Consider the following 15,852-nt stretch of genomic DNA (forward strand, 5'->3'; position numbering starts at 1 on the left):
GCGCGCGCCGTATCGTGGTCGGGTGACTCCCACCGCGAACGACACCCTGTACGAGCGTGCCCGGCACGCGATCCCCGGCGGCGTGAACTCGCCGGTCCGCGCCTTCCGCTCGGTCGGCGGGACCCCGAGGTTCATGGTGTCGGCGACCGGCCCGTACATCACCGACGCCGACGGCCGCGAGTACGTCGACCTGGTCTGCTCCTGGGGTCCGGCCGTGCTCGGCCACGCGCACCCCGAGGTCGTCGCCGCCGTGCAGGAGGCGGCGGCCCGCGGGCTCTCCTTCGGCGCGTCGACCCCGGCCGAGACCGAGCTGGCCGAGCTGGTCGAGGCGCGGATCACGGCCGGCGGAGTGTCGCCGATCGAGAAGCTGCGGCTCGTCTCGACGGGCACCGAGGCGACGATGACCGCGATCCGCCTGGCCCGCGGGGTCACCGGCCGCGATCTGCTGATCAAGTTCTCCGGCCACTACCACGGCCACTCCGACGGACTGCTGGCCGACGCCGGCTCCGGCCTCGCGACGCTCGCCCTGCCCGCCTCGGCCGGCGTCACCGCGGCCACCGCCGCGCAGACGATCGTGCTGCCCTACAACGACCTCGACGCGGTGCGCGCGGTCCTCGCCGAGCGCGGCTCCGAGATCGCCGCGGTGATCACCGAGGCGGCCGCCGCGAACATGGGCGTCGTCTTGCCCGCGCCGGGCTTCAACGCGGCACTCGCCGAGCTCGTGCACGCCAACGGCTCGCTGCTGATCATGGACGAGGTGCTGACCGGCTTCCGCGTCAGCGCCGGCGGCTGGTGGGGACTGGAGAACGCGGGCGCCGGTGCCGATGGCGCCGAGGCGCCCTACGTCGCCGACCTCTACACCTTCGGCAAGGTCATCGGCGGCGGGATGCCGGTCGCGGCGCTCGGCGGCCGCGCGGACGTGATGGACCACCTGGCCCCGCTCGGGCCGGTGTACCAGGCGGGCACCCTCTCCGGGAACCCGGTCGCCGTGGCCGCGGGCATCCGCACCCTGCAGCTCGCCGACGACGCCGTCTACGCCGCGCTCGACCGCGCGTCCCTGACGCTGCAGCGCGAGGTCTCGGCCGCGCTCTCGGCCGAGGGCGTCGTGCACACGGTGCAGAGCGCGGGCAGCCTCTTCAGCTTCATGTTCACCGACATCGGCGGACCGGTGCGCGACTACGCGCAGGTCCAGGCGCAGGAGTCGTTCCGCTACCCGGCCTTCTTCCACGCGATGCTCGACGCGGGCGTCTCGCTGCCGCCGTCGGTGTTCGAGGCGTGGTTCGTCTCGGCCGCGCACGACGACGCGGCGATCGGCCGGATCGTCGACGCGCTGCCGGCCGCCGCGAAGGCCGCGGCGGCAGCGCGCCCTCAGGAGTAGGCGGTCGCGCCGGGGTCAGCCCCGGCGCGACACCGACTTCGGCAGCACGAAGACGAGCGCGAAGGCGGCGATCGCCATCAGCGCGCTGACCAGCATCGCCGGGGCCGCGGCGTCGAGGAAGCCCGAGGCGACGGTGTCCGGGCCGGTGATGACCAGGCCGCCGAAGAGGATGCTGCCGATCGCGGCGATGCCGACCGCCGAGCCGATCCGCTGGATCGCGGAGATGACGCCACTGGCCGCGCCCGCGTCCTGCGGATCGACCGTCGAGACGATGAACTGCACGTTCGGCGCGATGAAGAAGCCGTTGCCGACACCCGCGATGAACAGCGGCGCGAGCAGCTGCCAGTTGGTGATCGAGTCGGGCGTCGCGGTCAGCAGCACCAGCCACACCCAGATCAGGCCGACGGCGAGCAGTCCGCTGCCGAGCACCAGGACGTTGCGGCCGAGCTTCGCGGTGAGGCGGTTGCTCTGCGAGGAGCTGACGATGCTGCCGATCGCGAAGGGGATCGAGACGAGGCCCGACTCCAACGCGGTGTGGCCGAGGCCGGACTGCCAGAGCAGCGAGATGGTGAAGAAGATGCTCGTGAAGGCCGCGAAGTAGACCAGCGCCAGGATCACGCCGCCGGTGAAGGCGGGGTGGCGGAACAGGGTCGGCGGCACCAGCGGCGCGCGGCCGCGGCGGGTGTACGCGACCTCCCAGGCGCCGAACGCGGCGAGGAGGATCACGCCGCCGGCGATCGAGAGGAAGGTCCAGAGCGGCCAGCCCTCGTCCTCGCCCTGGATCAGCGGCACGAGCAGGGCGACGAGGCCGCCCGAGACGAGGATCAGGCCGAGCCAATCGACGCCGCCGCTCGGGGCGCGGTCGCCGTCCTGGAGCTCGCGGCGGGTCGGCAGCAGCATCGCGGCGGCGATGAGCGTCGCGACGCCGATCGGCAGGTTGACCCAGAAGACCAGGCGCCAGCCGTTCTCGTCGCCGAAGGCCTGGATGATGAGCCCGCCGATGATCGGGCCGAGCGCCGACGAGACGCCGAGGACGGCGCCCATCACCGCGAACGCCTTGCCGCGGGCGGGGCCGCGGAAGAGGATCTGGATGTAGGCGTTGACCGCCGGGACGAAGATCCCGCCCGCGAGGCCCTGCACGACGCGCGCGATGACGAGCTGGACGTCGTCGGCGGCGAGGCCGCAGGCGAAGCTCGCGACGGTGAACAGCGCCACGCCGCTGACGAAGACCCACTTGTGCCCGAAGCGGTCGCCGAGGCGGCCGGCCGGGATCAGCGCGAGGCCGAAGGCGAGCGCGTAGCCCGAGATGATCCAGGACAGCGTCGACTCGGAAGCGTCGAGGGTGGTGCGGATCGTCGGCAGGGCTACGTTCACGATGGTGGTGTCGAGCAGGGCGATGAACATGCCCGCCAGGAGGACCACGAGGGAGCGCCAGGCGCGGCGGTCGGGGGCCGGCGGGGCGCCGGTCACGCGGTCGGACGACGTCTCGGTCATGCGGAGGGAGGCCTTTCGAGAGGCGGGAGAATGGGGGAGGGGGAGCGGGACCACCCATCGGGGGTACGACCGCATGTGAACTCTCGCAGGAGCACCCGGGTTTCTGCACGCCTTGGCCTGTGGGGGCCTTCAGGTGCGGGGGCGGAACCGCCGTCAGCGGCGGCGGGACTCGGCGACGCGGGCGCAGGCGATGCAGAGGTCGGCGGTGGGGCGGGCCTCGAGGCGGGCGGCGCCGATGGGGAGGCCGCAGCGCGCGCAGTCGCCGTAGTCGCCGGCGGCGAGGCGCGCGCGGGCGGCGGCGAGATCGCGCTCGGTGCGGGCGAGGGCGTCGCGCACCCCGGCCATCCGCGACCACTCCGCGGAGAGCGGGGTGCCCTCCGGATCGTGCTCGTCGTCGGCGGTGCCGTCGGCGCGGTCGAGGAGGAGCTCGCGGAGGGACTCGTCGAGTGCCGCCGCCTCGCGCCGAGCCTCGGCCTGCCGCTCGGCGAGGCGTGCGTCGAGGAGGCGCCGCTCGTCCGGATCCGTGGCCATCCCTCCATGCTGCCACCGCGACCCCCGGGCGCCGAGTGCGATGGGCGGGGCAGACTAGGGGCATGCCCGTCGTGACCGTGCTCCCCGACCGCCTCGAACTCCGCCTGACCCGCGCCGAACGGCTGCTCGCCCTGCATCGCGGCGACGTCGTCGTCGAGCGCTCGAGCATCCGCTCGGCGACCGTCACCGAGGATCCCTGGATCTGGGTGCGCGGCATCCGGGCGCCGGGGACCGCGGTGCCGCTGACCCTCGCGGCCGGCACCTGGAAGTTCCACGGCGGCAAGGACTTCCTGTTGATCAAGCGCACGGCCGCGGCGGTGGTGATCGACCTGGTCGGCGAGGAGTACTCGCGCCTGATCGTCAGCACGAAGCACGCTCCCGAGCTGATCGCGGCGCTGCAGCTGGGCACCACGACCTCCGCGATCCCGGTGATCGAGACGGACGACCTGGTCGTCGTCCCGGCCGTCGCCGAGCAGGCCGCCGAGCGCCTGGCCGCGGCGCAGGCGGAGGCGGAGGCGCAGGCAGAGGCGGAGCGCAGGGACGAGGAGAAGCCGGCGGAGGAGAAGCCGGCCGAGAAGGAGACCGTCGCCACGAAGCCCGCGGCGAAGAAGGCGCCCGCGAAGAAGCCGGCGCCCGAGAAGCCGGTCGCCGAGAAGCCCGCCGCTGAGGCGCCTGCGCCCGAGAAGCCCGCCGCGAAGAAGTCGGCCTCGAAGAAGCCCACCGCGAAGCCGCGCCCCGACTCGTCCGTCGGTCACGCTTCCGCCGAGCCCAGCGGCGCCACCGAGGCCGCCGAGTAGCTCGGACCGCCGCGCGACCCGAGCTGCGGAGCGTCAGCCCCGGACGTCGACCAGCGTGCGCCCGTGCGCGCGCCCTTCCAGCAGGTCGGCCGCGGCGTCGATCGCGCCCGCGAGCGGCACCGCCGTGGTCAGGCCGTCGAGCAGCTCCAGGTCGAGGTCGTGGGCCAGCCGGCGCCAGGCCTCCTCGCGCAGCTTCCGCGGCGCCTCCACCGAGTTGATGCCCGCCAGCGTCACTCCGCGCAGGATGAACGGCATCACCGTCGCGGGCAGGTCGCCGCCCTGCGCGAGACCGCAGGCGGCGACGGTGCCGCCCCAGCGGGTCTGCGCGAGCGCGTTGGCGAGGGTGTGCGAGCCGGCGGAGTCGATCGCGCCGGCCCAGCGCTCCGACTGCAGCGGCTTCCCCTTCTCGGACAGCTCGGCCCGATCGAGGACCTCCGTCGCGCCCAGGCGTTGGAGCAGCTCGCCGTGCTCGTCCGCGCGCCCGGTCGAGGCGACCACCTCGTGGCCGAGCTTCGCGAGCAGCGCGACGGCGAGGGAGCCCACGCCGCCCGAGGCGCCGGTGACCAGCACCGGTCCGTCGCCGGGGCGGACGCCGTGCCGCTCGAGGGCGAGGACGGCGAGCATCGCGGTGAAGCCGGCGGTGCCGATCGCGCCGGCGCGGGCGGAGGAGATCGCGCCGGGGATGCGCAGCAGCGACGCGGAGTCGACGCGGGCCCGCTCGGTGAATCCGCCGTCGAAGCGCTCGCCGAGGCCGGCGCCGTTGAGCACCACGCGGTCGCCGGAGTCGAAGCGCTCGGCCGCGACGCCGTCCGCGTACTCGACCGTGCCGACGACGTCGATGCCCGCGATCAGCGGGGTGCGGCGCACGACACCCGGCCGGCCGGCGAGCGCGAGGGCGTCCTTGTAGTTCACGCTCGAGTACTCGACGGCGAGGGTCACGTCCCCGTGCGAGCGATCGGGATCGTCCCGCTCGGTCAGTCGTGCGCGATTCGGGGTCTCGGTGTCGGAGGAGGAGTGCTGCTCGACGACGACGGCTCGGAACATGAGCCCACGCTACGCCCGAGCGCGCGGAACGCGCCCGGGCGGCGGGGTCAGTTCAGCGGACGGGTGCCCTCGGGCAGCGCGCCGCCGGCGTAGAGGGCGGTCGCCGCGTCCTGCAGGGCGGTCAGCGCGACGCGCTGCGTCCAGGGTCCGTAGGAGACGCGGGCCAGGCCGAGCTCCTCGAGGCGCGCGGGCGACTGCGAGCCGGGGACGCCGATCACGCTGACCCGCTGGCGGCCGAGCGCGGCCACGAGCGCCTCGAGCTCCGCGTCCCGGAGCAGGCCGGGGACGAAGAAGCAGGTCGCCCCCGCGTCGAGGTAGGCGCGTCCGCGCTCGATCGCGTCGGCGAGCACCTCGCCGCGGTCGCGGTCGCCGGCGCGGAGGAAGACGTCGGTGCGGGCGTTGAGGGCGAAGGGCACGGCCTCCTCCTCGGCGGCGGCGACCGCCTTCTCGACGGAGCGCAGCGCCTCGGCGAGCGGCTTCGCCTGGTCCTCGAGGTTCGCGCCGACGACGCCGACCTCGATGGCGCGGCGGACGGTTTCGCCGGCGTCGCCGTAGCCGGCCTCGAGGTCCGCCGAGACGGGGACGTCGACCGCGGCGACGATCCGCTCGATCATGCTCAGGTGCAGGTCGAGCGGGATCCGCTCGCCGTCCTCGTAGCCGAAGGTCGCGGCGATCGAGTGGCTCGCCGTCGCGAGCGCCCGGGTCTCGGGGAGGGCGGCGATCGTGGTCGCCGAGACCACGTCCCAGACGTTCACCACGCTCAGCAGCTCGGGGGCGGTGTGGAGGTCGACGAGGGTGCGGCCGCGCGCTTCGATGCTCATCCGAGCACCGTAGCCCGCTCCACGACGTCCCCACCGTGCGCCGCGCAGGCCGCGCCGCCGCAGCCCTCGCAGACGACGAGCTGGGCGCGGCAGGCGGGATCGGTGCAGTTGCGCATCCGGCTGGTCGGCTCGGCGCAGACGGCGCAGCGGCCGAGCACCTCGGCGTCGGGGGAGAAGGTCAGCGAGCCGCGCCCGTCGAAGACGTAGAGCGCACCGCGCCAGAGGCCGGTGTCGCGGCGGGCCTCCTGGTAGCGGACGACGCCGCCGTCGAGCTGGTACACCTCGCCGAAGCCGCGGGCGAGCATCAGGCTCGAGAGCACCTCGCAGCGGATCCCGCCGGTGCAGTAGGTGACGACCGGCCGGCCCTTGAGGTGGTCGTAGGCGCCGGAGTCGAGCTGCTCGACGAACTCGCGGGTGCTCGCGACGCCCGGCACGACCGCGCCGTCGAAGCGGCCGATCTCGGCCTCGAAGGCGTTGCGGCCGTCGAAGAAGACCACGTCCTCCCGCTCGGCCACCAGGGCGTCGAGCTCGTCGGGCGCGAGCCGGACGCCGGTGCCGACGACGCCGGACTCGTCCACGCGCAGCTCCTCGGGTGCTCCGAACGACACGATCTCCTCGCGCACCTTCACCGAAAGCCCGGGGAAGTCGACGCTGCGGCCCTCGTCGTCCAGGCCCGTGCCGTCGCTCCACTTCACCTCGAGACCGCGGAAGGCGGAGTGCTCGCGGGTGCGGCGGACCCAGCGCTTGAGCGCGCCCATCTCCCCGCCGAGGGTGCCGTTGACGCCGTCCTTCGAGAGCAGGACGCGGCCGCGCAGGCCGAGGTGCTCGGCGAGCTCGCGCTGCCACAGCCGGACGGATTCGGGGTCGGCGAGCGGCACGAAGCGGTAGAACAGCAGGATCTTCGGCAGCACCGGGTCATCCTACGAGGGCCGGGCCGGGTCGGCCGAAACGCTCCGGCAACGCGGGTGTGACAGCATCTCCCGGTGACCGACGCCCCTCTCCCCGTGCCGCACAGCCGCTTCGAGGACGTCTTCGGCCTCGTGACCGGCGCGTTCGTCGTCTCGCTCGGCCTGTTCCTGCTCCGCGCGAGCGAGGCGGTGACCGGCGGGACCGCGGGGCTGGCGCTGCTGCTGGGCTACGTCGTGCCGATCCCGTTCGGCGTGATCCTCGTGGTGGTCAACCTGCCGTTCCTGGCGCTCTCGCTCTGGAAGAAGGGCTGGCGCTTCACCCTCCGGACGATGTCCTCGATCGTGCTGGTCTCGGTGCTCGCCGGGCTGCACCCGCTCGCCTTCGGGACGCTCCGGATCGAACCGGTCTACGGGGTGCTCACCGGCGACGTGCTCGCGGGGATCGGCCTGCTCATCCTGTTCCGGCACGGCTCGAGCCTGGGCGGCTTCAGCATCCTGGCCCTCCTCGCGCAGGAGCGGCTGGGCTGGCGGGCCGGCTACGTGATGATGGCGCTCGACGCCTGCGTGGTGGTCGCGGCGCTGCTGGTGGTGCCGCCGCTGAACGTGCTGATCTCGGCCGCGGGCGTCGTGGTGCTGAACCTCGTGCTCGCCTTCAACCACCGGCCGGGCCGCTACCTCGGTTCCTGAGCGGCGCAAGCCCTCGACCTGCGGCCGTCGCTTCCTAGGCTGGACCCAGGCGCGCGACTGCCGCGCCCGAACGGAGAACCGGATGTCCGACTGGAACTACGACCCCTACGCCCGCCTCGGCGAGGTGCCGACCTTCACCCTCGAGAGCGACGACATCAGCGACGGCGCAGCGCTCGCCCCGCGCCACTACGGCGAGGGCTCGGGCGGCGAGGACGTCTCGCCGCAGCTGCGCTGGTCGGGAGCGCCCGCCGAGACCAAGAGCTTCGCGGTGACCGTGTTCGACCCGGACGCGCCGACCGGCTCGGGCTTCTGGCACTGGGCGGTCTACAACCTGCCGGCCGACACCACCGAGCTGCCGACCGGCGCAGGGGCGGCCGGCTTCGAGCTGCTGCCCGCGGGCGCGCAGACCCTGCCGAACGAGATGCGGCTGCGCCAGTTCATCGGAGCGGCGCCGCCGGACCGCGAGCACCGCTACTTCTTCGTCGTGCACGCCCTCGACGTCGAGGAGCTCGAGCTCGACCCGGAGTCGACGCCGGCGATCCTCGGCTTCAACGCGCACTTCCACACGCTCGCGCGAGCGGTGCTGGTCGCGACGGCGACCCCGGACGGCGCGAAGGGCTGACGACGGCGGGTCTCGATACGCCGCTTCGCGGCTACTCGACCAGCATGCAGCGTGCGCCCCCTCCATGCTGATCGAGTAGCCCGCGGAGCGGGCGTCTCGAGATCCACCGCCGTCAGGAGCGAGGTCTGCAGACCCACCCTGCTGGACTTGGCGGGTCTCGATACGCCCCTGCGCGGCTGCTCGACCGGCCTGCGGCGGCGCCGCGTCGTCTCCGTCACCACTGAGACGCGAAGCCACCAGCGTCCGCTGGTTCAGTCGGCTTCCGGGAGAGCGTCGAGGAATTCCCGCACGGCGCCGACAGCTCGGCGTGCTGCTCGGAGGCGCCCCTCGGGTTCGCTGATGAAGACCGCGTAGCTTCGGGCACCGAAGGTGTTCTCGTTCGCGAACTGATGCCCGATCTGGACGAGTCGCTCGCGGACCTCTGGCGAGAAGGCAGGTCGCTCCGACCAGACGGCAGCGGCAGCGGCGGGTCCCTCCGGCCAGCTCTCGAGAAGCCAGACGATGTCGTAGGCGTCCTTGGGCTTGTCCCTGTTCTGAAGCGCTTCGCTCTTCGCCACGAGGAACGCCAGTGGTCCCGTCACCAGCAGACGGATGTCGATCATCCCTCTGCCGCTCGGCAGCTCGACCCGGCGGAGAACGGACTCGGCGTCGCCGACCAGCAGCTCGCCGGCATCGAGTGCCAATGCTGAGAGCCGTCCGCCCATGTTGTGCTTGGCCGTGGGATTCTCGGACTTGCGTGGTCGGTACACGCGTCCTGCCGGTCGGTCGGCGCCGGCGGGGCAGAAGAACTCGAGAGTGATCCGCGGTTCGGATTCTCGTACCCAGCGGAAAGAGGCCTCGGCGCTCGAGAATCCTCGGTCGAGGAGGACCTGCTCCAGGCGGTCGTACTGCTCCGTCTCTCCGTCGACGAACGCGAGGCTCACGCAGAGATCGATGTCCGTGGTACCGACGTGCGGTTCGCCTCCGTCCTCGACGACGGGGATGAGCAGCGAGGGGACCAGTCCGCCGATGATGACGAGATGTGCGCCTGCGAAGCCGGCGGCGCGGACGATGTCCGCCGCCTCCGCCACCATGAGGTCCGCCGTGGCGGAGTCGTAGGCCGTGCGATTCCCTGCCGGTTCAATCAAGGAGCTTCTCCCTCAGCAATTCGGCTCCCTCGGCGTAACGGCCACCGAGCCGGACCAGATCGAGGTAGACCCGCGACTGCGGGGCGACCATGACACCGTCCCTCTCGACTGCACTGTGCGTGCCGACAGCACCCGTGTCCGTCCACAGCTCGAGGTTCGCTCCTCGACCGGCCTCGTCCGCGTCCAGCTCGGGTAGTGACAGCATCGTCCGCAGGCTCTGCAGGTCGGACGACGCGACGCGGATCTGGGTGATGGCCGATGTCACGACGGGGACGCCCCAGAGTCTCGATCCGAGCGCTGAGGTGACCGCGTAGCGCACGCCCACATCGGTCATCGCCCGATGCGCTCTGCGCGCGAGGTCCATCTCGTTGCGAGCGTAGAGGTAGCTGAAGACGCCGGTGGGCCGCCTGAGAAGGGACTCCGAGCGGCGGAGCCATTCGAGAAGGGCGTTCTCATCCAGGACGATCCGCCTCTTCGAGGGGCCGCGACCGACGCTCTCGACGACGCCATCGCCCTCCAGGCTCGCGAGCACGTTGTGCGCCTGGCCGACGGAGACACCGGATCGCTCCGCCAACTCATTGACGCTCCATCGCTCGCCTCGGGCTCCGGAGAGGAGCTCCTGAGCCGCCCGAGTCCCCAGCGGACCGAGCCGCCGCTGTCGAGCAGAGTCGGCAGGGCCTCGGGCGGAGGTCGTGCCCTCGATCCGGATCACGCGATCTCCCAGGTCGACGTGGAGGCTCCCGTTGAGATCCCACCAACTCAACGAGTCGCGCTCCAGCGTCGTCCGCTCGTCCTTCGGGATGTTGCGCCCGATGATCAGGCCGACCCAGCCCTTCGGTACCGCTTCGGCGAGATGAGGAGGGAGACGAGAGGCGCGTTCCAGCATCCAGAGGGGTCGGCGGTCGCCGTCCACCGCGATCCACGGCGCTTCGTCACTCTGCTGCACTGAGAGGTCGAGGATGCCGCCTCGCGCAGCGTGTCTCACCACGGCGAGGCTCGGCACATTCAACTCGATCTTCATTCAGTCGCCTTCTTCACAATTGAATGAATAATGCCACAGAGTGAAGATGGAGTGAAGATCGACGCTACCCGAAGAGGGTGCGCGCCTCCTCGTAGCGGGAGTCGGGCACCGTCTTCAGGGTGCCGAGGGCCTCGGCGAAGTCGACGTGGTAGATGTCGGTGCCGCGCAGGGCGACCATGCGGCCCCAGTGCTCGGCGACGACGGAGTCGGCGGCGGCCATGCCGAGGCGGGTGGCGAGCACGCGGTCGAAGGCGCTGGGGGTGCCGCCGCGCTGGATGTGGCCGAGGGTGGTGGCGCGGGTCTCGATGCCGGTGCGGTCCTCGATCATCGGGGCGAGCATCTCGCCGATGCCGCCCAGGCGCGGGCGGCCGAAGGCGTCGAGGCCGCGCTCGGAGTGCGCGTCGTCCATCGAGTCGAGCGAGAAGCCCTCGGCGACGACGACGAGCGGGGCGCGCCCGCGGTCCTGGGCGCTCTGCACCCACTCGACGATCTGCTCGATCGAGGTCTTCTTCTCCGGGATGAGGATGACGTGCGCGCCGGCGGCCATGCCGGAGTGCAGGGCGATCCAGCCGACGTGGCGGCCCATGACCTCGGCGACCATGCAGCGGCCGTGCGAGTCGCCGGTGGTGCGCAGGCGGTCCATCGCGTCGGTCGCGATGCCGACGGCGGTGTCGAAGCCGAAGGTGTAGTCGGTGGCGCCGAGGTCGTTGTCGATCGTCTTGGGGACGCCGACGATCTTGAGGCCCGCGTCGGTGAGGCGCTTCGCGGCGGCCAGGGTGCCCTCGCCGCCGATCGCGATGATCGAGTCGATGCCGTTGCGGTCCATCATCTCGGCGATCTTCTCGGGGCCGCCGTTGTCGCCCTCGAAGGGGTTCGTCCGGCTCGTGCCGAGGATCGTGCCGCCCTGCTTGGCGATGCCCTGGATCTCGGGCCGCCCGAGGGGGAGGAGGTCGCCGTCGACCACTCCGCGCCACCCGTTGCGGAAGCCCACGAATTCTTGGTCGTACACCTTGATGCCCTTGTACACGGCACCGCGGATGACGGCGTTCAGCCCGGGGCAGTCGCCCCCGGAGGTCAGGATCCCGATCTTCACCCGCTCAGAGTAGAGGACGCGGGAGAGCGCTCGAGGCACCCGTTCGGGCAGGTCCCGGCGGGCCGGCCGTTCGAGCGCCTCTGAGCGGGGACGACGAAGGGCCCCTCCTCGCCGCCTCGAGGAAGGGCCCTGCGTCGTTCAGGGACTAGAGAGTGTCAGTGACTAGTTGGCCTGGCTGGTGTTGACGACGCCGTTGACACCGGCGGGGAAGAATCCACCGGAGGTCGCGGCCTTGCTGTTCAGGTAGACGACGTTGAGGACCTGGCCGGGGTTGCGGCTGAAGGCGATGCCGTTGGCGTCGGTGGGCTGGATGTTGGCCTGCCCGTCGACCTTGACGCCCTGGTCGTCGTCGGTGGGGCCGTCGAGGCTGTCGCGCGCGTCGGACAGCTTGCCCGCCTGCACGTCGAGACCGGCGCTGTAGATCGCCGAGCGGATGGCACCGGCGTGGTACGCCTCCACCGCGAGGATGCCGGCGGCCGCCTCCAGGTAGAGCTTCGACTGGATGAGGGGGGCAGCGCCCTTGTAGGCGGTGACTCCGACGTCCTCGAAGACGAAGGCGCCGAGCAGGAAGTTCTGCTCGTTGAGGAACGGGTCGAACGTGCCGCCCGCGGGGATGAGGCCGGCCGCGGCTGCCGCCGCGTTGAAGCTGGCCTCGAGGTTGATGGAGGGGCGGGCGACGGCGGCAGCGCCGAGCTGGCCGCGGAGGAACTTGACGTGCGCCTTCTCGTCGTTGGCGACCTCGCGGGCGAAGGACTTCAGCCACGGGGTCTTGAACGGGACGGCGCGGCCGCCCTTGACGCCGCCGAGCTTGCCGGTGCCGCCGGTGTCGCTGCTCGCGAGGCCGGAGCCGGTGACGGCTCGGAGGTAGAACTCGGCCTCGAGGTACTCGAGGTTGAGCGCGAAGTTGAGGACGGCGGCGTCGCCGGGGCCCTCAGCGGCGACCTCTTCGGCCGAGGCGGCGGGGGCGGAGGCGAGAGCCGCCGCTCCGATGCCGAGTCCGGCGACGCCGGTGGCCTCGAAGAAGCGGCGACGGTCGAGAGCCGTCTCCGAGCTCCTGACGATCGCGTTGCGGATGAATGTGGTGTCGAACATGTGCGCATCTCCAGTGATAGGCGGTTGGCCGGGCTGACGGACTGTGCCGCGACAGCGCGAAACTACGCCCGGTATCGGGGCACTGCCTAGCGGAATCGGGGGATCCAGATTGCGCATGTGTTCTTCCGGGTTGAACCAATCCGGGCGGGGCGCCGCTCCGAACACGTCGTGGATGGCAGTTCTGCGGGACACCTGATCAGGGCGGGGATCGACCGGTCCCGGCGGGTGTCGGCGGCCGCGGCTACCATCGCTGCGTGTCGTCCGCCGTCCCCGCTCCCGTGCCGTTCCTGGCCACGGTCTACGCGCCCGCCGTGCCGGTGAGCCTCTCGCTCACGCTCCGCACGCTGCTGCGCGGCTCGGGCGACCCGACGATGCTCATCGACGCGACCGGCTTCTGGCGCGCCTTCCGCACGCCGCTCGGCCCCGGCACGCTGCACCTGCGGCAGGCGGCCGACGGCGCCGTGCACGCGCGGGCCTGGGGCGAGGGCGCGGAGTGGCTGATCGATCACGTGCCCGAGCTGCTCGGCCACGGCGACGACTGGAGCGCGCTCGATCTCTCCGCGCACGGCCCGCTGGCCGAGGTGCTGCGCCGCTCGGCGGGGCTGCGGCTGACCCGGGCCAACCTCGTCTTCGAGATGCTGGCGCCGTCGATCCTCGAGCAGAAGGTCACCAGCACGGAGGCGTGGCGCGCCTACCGCGCGCTGGTGCGGCTGCACGGCGAGCCGGCTCCCGGGCCGGTGGCGCTGCACGTGGCGCCGTCGGCCGAGCAGTGGCGCCGCGTCCCGTCCTGGGACTGGCACCGGGCCGGCGTCGACCCGCGGCGCTCGCGCACCGTGCTGACGGCGGCGCTGGTGGCGAAGGGGCTCGAGCGCACGCTGGCGCTCGGCCGCGGCGGCGAGGTGGTGGCGCAGCGCCTGCAGTCGGTGCCCGGCATCGGGCCGTGGACGGCGTCCGAGGTGATGATGCGGGCCCACGGCGACCCGGACGCGGTGAGCGTGGGCGACTACCACCTGGCCGCGGCGGTCGGCTTCGCGCTGACCGGTCGCCTCGGGGTCGACGACGACGGGATGCTCGAGCTGCTCGAGCCGTGGCGCGGGCACCGGCAGCGGATCATCCGCCTGATCGGGACGAGCGGCGCCCGCAAGCCGCGGCACGGCCCGCGGATGACGATCCAGGACCACCGGTGGCACTGATCCGCCGAGTGCTCTGAGGCGGTCCCGGTCTCAGGCGCCGAGCGCCTCCAGCACCGCCATCGCTGCGTTGTGGCCGCCGATCCCGGAGACCCCACCGCCCCGGCGCGCGCCCGCACCGCAGAGCAGCACCCGCGGGTGCTCGGTGGCGACACCCCAGCGCTGGGCGGGGGTGTCCAGCGGCTCGTCGTCCTCCGCGAACGGCCAGGACAGCGGTCCGTGGAAGATGTGGCCGCCGGGCAGGCCGAGGCTCTCCTCCAGGTCCCGGGTCGTCCGGGTCTCAATGCAGGGGTTCCCGTCGGCGTCCAGGAGCAGCAGGTCGCGGATCGGCTCGGCGAGCACGGAGTCGATCGAGTCGAGGACCGCGGTCTCGAGCTGCTCGCGCGTCGGGGCGTCGTCGCCGGTCAGCAGCCGGTCGGGGACGTGCAGGGCGAAGACGGTGAGCGTCTGCGCGCCGCTCGCGGCGAGCTCCGGCGAGAGGATCGTCGGGTCGGTCAGCGAGTGGCAGTAGATCTCGCAGGGGATCGGCGAGGGGACGCGGCCCTGCTCGGCGGCGCGGTGGGCCTCGTCGAGCTGGCGGTAGCCCTCGTTGACGTGGAAGGTGCCGCCGAAGGCCGCCTCCGGGGCGACGCTCTCGTCGCGCAGGCGCGGCAGGCGGCGCAGCACCAGGTTGACCTTCACCTGCGCGCCCTCGGGGCGCGGGACTCCCGGGCGCAGGGTCTCGCCGTCGCCCAGCAGCCTGTCGAGGACGAACGGGGCGACGTTGGAGAGCACGAAGCGCGCCCGCACCCGGCGGCTGCGCGGTCCGCGGCGGTAGACGACCTCGCCGGCCGGATCCACGCTCGTCACCTCGGCGCCGGTCAGGATCCGCGCGCCGGCGTTCCGGGCCGCCCGCTCCAGCGCACCGGAGACACTGCCCATGCCGCCGACCGGGACGTCCCAGTCGCCGGTGCCGCCGCCGATCACGTGGTAGAGCAGGCAGCGGTTCTGCGCGAGGTCGGCGTCGCCGGCGCCGGCGAAGGTGCCGATCAGCGCGTCGGTGAGCAGGACGCCGCGGGCCGCGTCGCCCGCGATGTTCCGCTCGATCACCTCGCCGATCGGCCGCTCGATCATCGCCCGCCAGATCGCGTCCTCGCCGACCAGCCGCCGCGCCTCCTCCCGCCGCAGCAGCGGCTGGGTGAGGGTCGGCCAGAGCGCGCGCGCCAGCCGCGAGGTGTGCCGGGAGAAGTCGGCGAAGGTCTCGGCGTCCTCCGGGGTGCCCATCCGCGCGAAGGAGTCCGCGGTCGCCAGGGCGTCGCCGGTGTCGACGAGCAGCCCGCGCGTCGGATCGGCGGGGTCGGGCGTGTAGGAGGAGTAGCGGCGGCGCACGAGCGGCACGTCGACCCGCAGATCGGCGAGGATCGACGGCGGCAGGAGGCTGACGAGATAGGAGTAGCGGCTGAGCCGGGCCTCGACGCCGCGGAACGGGTACTCCGAGACGGTCGCGCCGCCCGCACGGGCCCCGCGCTCGAGGACGAGGACGTCGAGTCCGGCCTGGGCGAGGTAGGCCGCCGCGACCAGGCCGTTGTGACCGGCGCCGACGATCACGACGTCGACCGAGGGATCGACCGCTGCGGGGGTGTCGGAGCGCAGCGGGCCGGGCGCGGTGCCGCTGCGCTCGGTGAGGTCTCGGGTGCGGTGCCTGTCGCGTCGGGCCATGGTTCCCAGTCTGGCGCGCGGCGGTCAGGGCTCGTCGCTGCGCAGCGCCTCGGTGACGAACTCGCGCAGGGAGAAGAGGATCTCCTCGCTGGAGCGGCCGCTCGCCTCGACGAGGCGGCCGGTCAGCCAGGTGAGGCAGATCACCGCGGCGCCGGCGACGTCGGAGGAGGTGGGGACGACGACGCCGTCCTCGTCCAGGACGCCGTTCTCGATCGGGCTCAGCGCGCGCTCGAGGACGGCGCGGTTGACGGTGCCGGTCGCCTCGCCGTCGTAGGAGGCGGAGCTGTCGATCAGGGCCTGCGCCGCGATCATCGCGGCGCGGGGGATGGGCAGCGGATCCATCGGGGTC

The 15,852-nt window shown here is 72.8% G+C and carries 16 protein-coding genes; 5 read left to right on the forward strand and 11 right to left on the reverse strand.

Annotation, left to right across the window (positions count from 1 at the left end; all coding sequences use genetic code 11):
• The first annotated feature begins 22 nt into the window (after window positions 1-22).
• Entirely contained in the window at window positions 23-1,378 is a 1,356-nt protein-coding gene (hemL, locus tag EDF22_RS01220) for a glutamate-1-semialdehyde 2,1-aminomutase (protein ID WP_185038650.1), read from the forward strand.
• Between the two features lie 15 nt (window positions 1,379-1,393).
• Here the strand turns inward: hemL and EDF22_RS01225 are convergent, their stop codons facing one another.
• Together EDF22_RS01225 and EDF22_RS01230 are read right to left on the reverse strand one after the other, a co-directional pair.
• Entirely contained in the window at window positions 1,394-2,872 is a 1,479-nt protein-coding gene (locus EDF22_RS01225) for an MFS transporter (RefSeq protein WP_123701800.1), read from the reverse strand.
• Between the two features lie 153 nt (window positions 2,873-3,025).
• A complete protein-coding gene (locus EDF22_RS01230; RefSeq protein WP_123701802.1) occupies window positions 3,026-3,403 on the reverse strand; it encodes a TraR/DksA C4-type zinc finger protein in 378 nt (125 codons plus the stop codon).
• Between the two features lie 62 nt (window positions 3,404-3,465).
• Here EDF22_RS01230 and EDF22_RS21180 point away from each other — a divergent pair, with 62 nt between their 5' ends.
• Entirely contained in the window at window positions 3,466-4,200 is a 735-nt protein-coding gene (locus tag EDF22_RS21180; protein WP_243839826.1) for a hypothetical protein, read from the forward strand.
• A gap of 33 nt (window positions 4,201-4,233) precedes the next feature.
• Here EDF22_RS21180 and EDF22_RS01240 read toward each other — a convergent pair whose 3' ends face one another.
• The 3 genes from EDF22_RS01240 to EDF22_RS01250 are packed head-to-tail and all read right to left on the reverse strand — an operon-like array spanning window position 4,234 to window position 6,976.
• Complete coding sequence (locus tag EDF22_RS01240; protein WP_123701804.1) at window positions 4,234-5,244, reverse strand: MDR family oxidoreductase; 1,011 nt, start codon at window positions 5,242-5,244, stop codon at window positions 4,234-4,236.
• A gap of 47 nt (window positions 5,245-5,291) precedes the next feature.
• Window positions 5,292-6,065 carry an isocitrate lyase/phosphoenolpyruvate mutase family protein gene (locus EDF22_RS01245; RefSeq protein WP_123701806.1) on the reverse strand — a complete coding sequence of 258 codons (774 nt, stop codon included), beginning with the start codon at window positions 6,063-6,065 and terminating at the stop codon, window positions 5,292-5,294.
• On the reverse strand, window positions 6,062-6,976 hold the full coding sequence (locus EDF22_RS01250; RefSeq protein WP_243839825.1) for a rhodanese-related sulfurtransferase: 915 nt from the start codon (window positions 6,974-6,976) through the stop codon (window positions 6,062-6,064). The genes EDF22_RS01245 and EDF22_RS01250 overlap by 4 nt, the downstream gene beginning before the upstream one ends.
• 72 nt (window positions 6,977-7,048) lie before the next feature.
• Between EDF22_RS01250 and EDF22_RS01255 the strand changes: the two genes are divergently transcribed.
• Both EDF22_RS01255 and EDF22_RS01260 read left to right on the forward strand, forming a co-directional pair.
• A complete protein-coding gene (locus tag EDF22_RS01255) occupies window positions 7,049-7,660 on the forward strand; it encodes a YitT family protein (RefSeq protein ID WP_123701808.1) in 612 nt (203 codons plus the stop codon).
• A gap of 82 nt (window positions 7,661-7,742) precedes the next feature.
• The gene (locus EDF22_RS01260; RefSeq protein WP_123701810.1) at window positions 7,743-8,282 is read left to right on the forward strand and encodes a YbhB/YbcL family Raf kinase inhibitor-like protein; all 540 of its coding nucleotides are present in this window, start codon (window positions 7,743-7,745) and stop codon (window positions 8,280-8,282) included.
• A 251-nt stretch (window positions 8,283-8,533) separates the two neighbouring features.
• Here EDF22_RS01260 and EDF22_RS01265 read toward each other — a convergent pair whose 3' ends face one another.
• From EDF22_RS01265 to EDF22_RS01280, 4 genes are all read right to left on the reverse strand, one after another.
• A complete protein-coding gene (locus tag EDF22_RS01265; protein ID WP_148059075.1) occupies window positions 8,534-9,409 on the reverse strand; it encodes a hypothetical protein in 876 nt (291 codons plus the stop codon).
• The gene (locus EDF22_RS01270) at window positions 9,402-10,430 is read right to left on the reverse strand and encodes a helix-turn-helix domain-containing protein (protein WP_123701814.1); all 1,029 of its coding nucleotides are present in this window, start codon (window positions 10,428-10,430) and stop codon (window positions 9,402-9,404) included. The genes EDF22_RS01265 and EDF22_RS01270 overlap by 8 nt, the downstream gene beginning before the upstream one ends.
• Before the next feature lie 64 nt (window positions 10,431-10,494).
• A complete protein-coding gene (locus EDF22_RS01275) occupies window positions 10,495-11,523 on the reverse strand; it encodes a 6-phosphofructokinase (RefSeq protein WP_123701816.1) in 1,029 nt (342 codons plus the stop codon).
• Window positions 11,524-11,685: 162 nt separating this feature from the next.
• A complete protein-coding gene (locus tag EDF22_RS01280; RefSeq protein ID WP_123701817.1) occupies window positions 11,686-12,615 on the reverse strand; it encodes a ferritin-like domain-containing protein in 930 nt (309 codons plus the stop codon).
• A 254-nt stretch (window positions 12,616-12,869) separates the two neighbouring features.
• On the opposite strand from EDF22_RS01280, the gene EDF22_RS01285 reads away from it, so the two are divergent.
• Complete coding sequence (locus EDF22_RS01285; RefSeq protein WP_123701819.1) at window positions 12,870-13,808, forward strand: DNA-3-methyladenine glycosylase; 939 nt, start codon at window positions 12,870-12,872, stop codon at window positions 13,806-13,808.
• Window positions 13,809-13,838: 30 nt separating this feature from the next.
• On the opposite strand, the gene EDF22_RS01290 is transcribed toward EDF22_RS01285, so the two are convergent.
• Window positions 13,839-15,503 carry an NAD(P)/FAD-dependent oxidoreductase gene (locus tag EDF22_RS01290; protein WP_185038652.1) on the reverse strand — a complete coding sequence of 555 codons (1,665 nt, stop codon included), beginning with the start codon at window positions 15,501-15,503 and terminating at the stop codon, window positions 13,839-13,841.
• A gap of 24 nt (window positions 15,504-15,527) precedes the next feature.
• On the reverse strand, window positions 15,528-15,845 hold the full coding sequence (locus EDF22_RS01295) for a hypothetical protein (protein WP_123701821.1): 318 nt from the start codon (window positions 15,843-15,845) through the stop codon (window positions 15,528-15,530).
• Window positions 15,846-15,852: the final 7 nt, after the last annotated feature.

Origin of the sequence: Rathayibacter sp. PhB127 (assembly GCF_003751665.1) — a bacterium.
Classification (GTDB): Bacteria; Actinomycetota; Actinomycetes; order Actinomycetales; family Microbacteriaceae; genus Rathayibacter; species Rathayibacter festucae.

Coding starts and splice junctions, on each gene's coding strand:
- EDF22_RS01290 (WP_185038652.1), bottom strand. CDS start 15,503: ATGGCCCGACGCGACAGGCACCGCACCCGAGACCTCACCGAGCGCAGC.
- EDF22_RS21180 (WP_243839826.1), top strand. CDS start 3,466: ATGCCCGTCGTGACCGTGCTCCCCGACCGCCTCGAACTCCGCCTGACC.
- EDF22_RS01260 (WP_123701810.1), top strand. CDS start 7,743: ATGTCCGACTGGAACTACGACCCCTACGCCCGCCTCGGCGAGGTGCCG.
- EDF22_RS01295 (WP_123701821.1), bottom strand. CDS start 15,845: ATGGATCCGCTGCCCATCCCCCGCGCCGCGATGATCGCGGCGCAGGCC.
- EDF22_RS01270 (WP_123701814.1), bottom strand. CDS start 10,430: ATGAAGATCGAGTTGAATGTGCCGAGCCTCGCCGTGGTGAGACACGCT.
- EDF22_RS01280 (WP_123701817.1), bottom strand. CDS start 12,615: ATGTTCGACACCACATTCATCCGCAACGCGATCGTCAGGAGCTCGGAG.
- EDF22_RS01225 (WP_123701800.1), bottom strand. CDS start 2,872: ATGACCGAGACGTCGTCCGACCGCGTGACCGGCGCCCCGCCGGCCCCC.
- EDF22_RS01245 (WP_123701806.1), bottom strand. CDS start 6,065: ATGAGCATCGAAGCGCGCGGCCGCACCCTCGTCGACCTCCACACCGCC.
- EDF22_RS01230 (WP_123701802.1), bottom strand. CDS start 3,403: ATGGCCACGGATCCGGACGAGCGGCGCCTCCTCGACGCACGCCTCGCC.
- EDF22_RS01240 (WP_123701804.1), bottom strand. CDS start 5,244: ATGTTCCGAGCCGTCGTCGTCGAGCAGCACTCCTCCTCCGACACCGAG.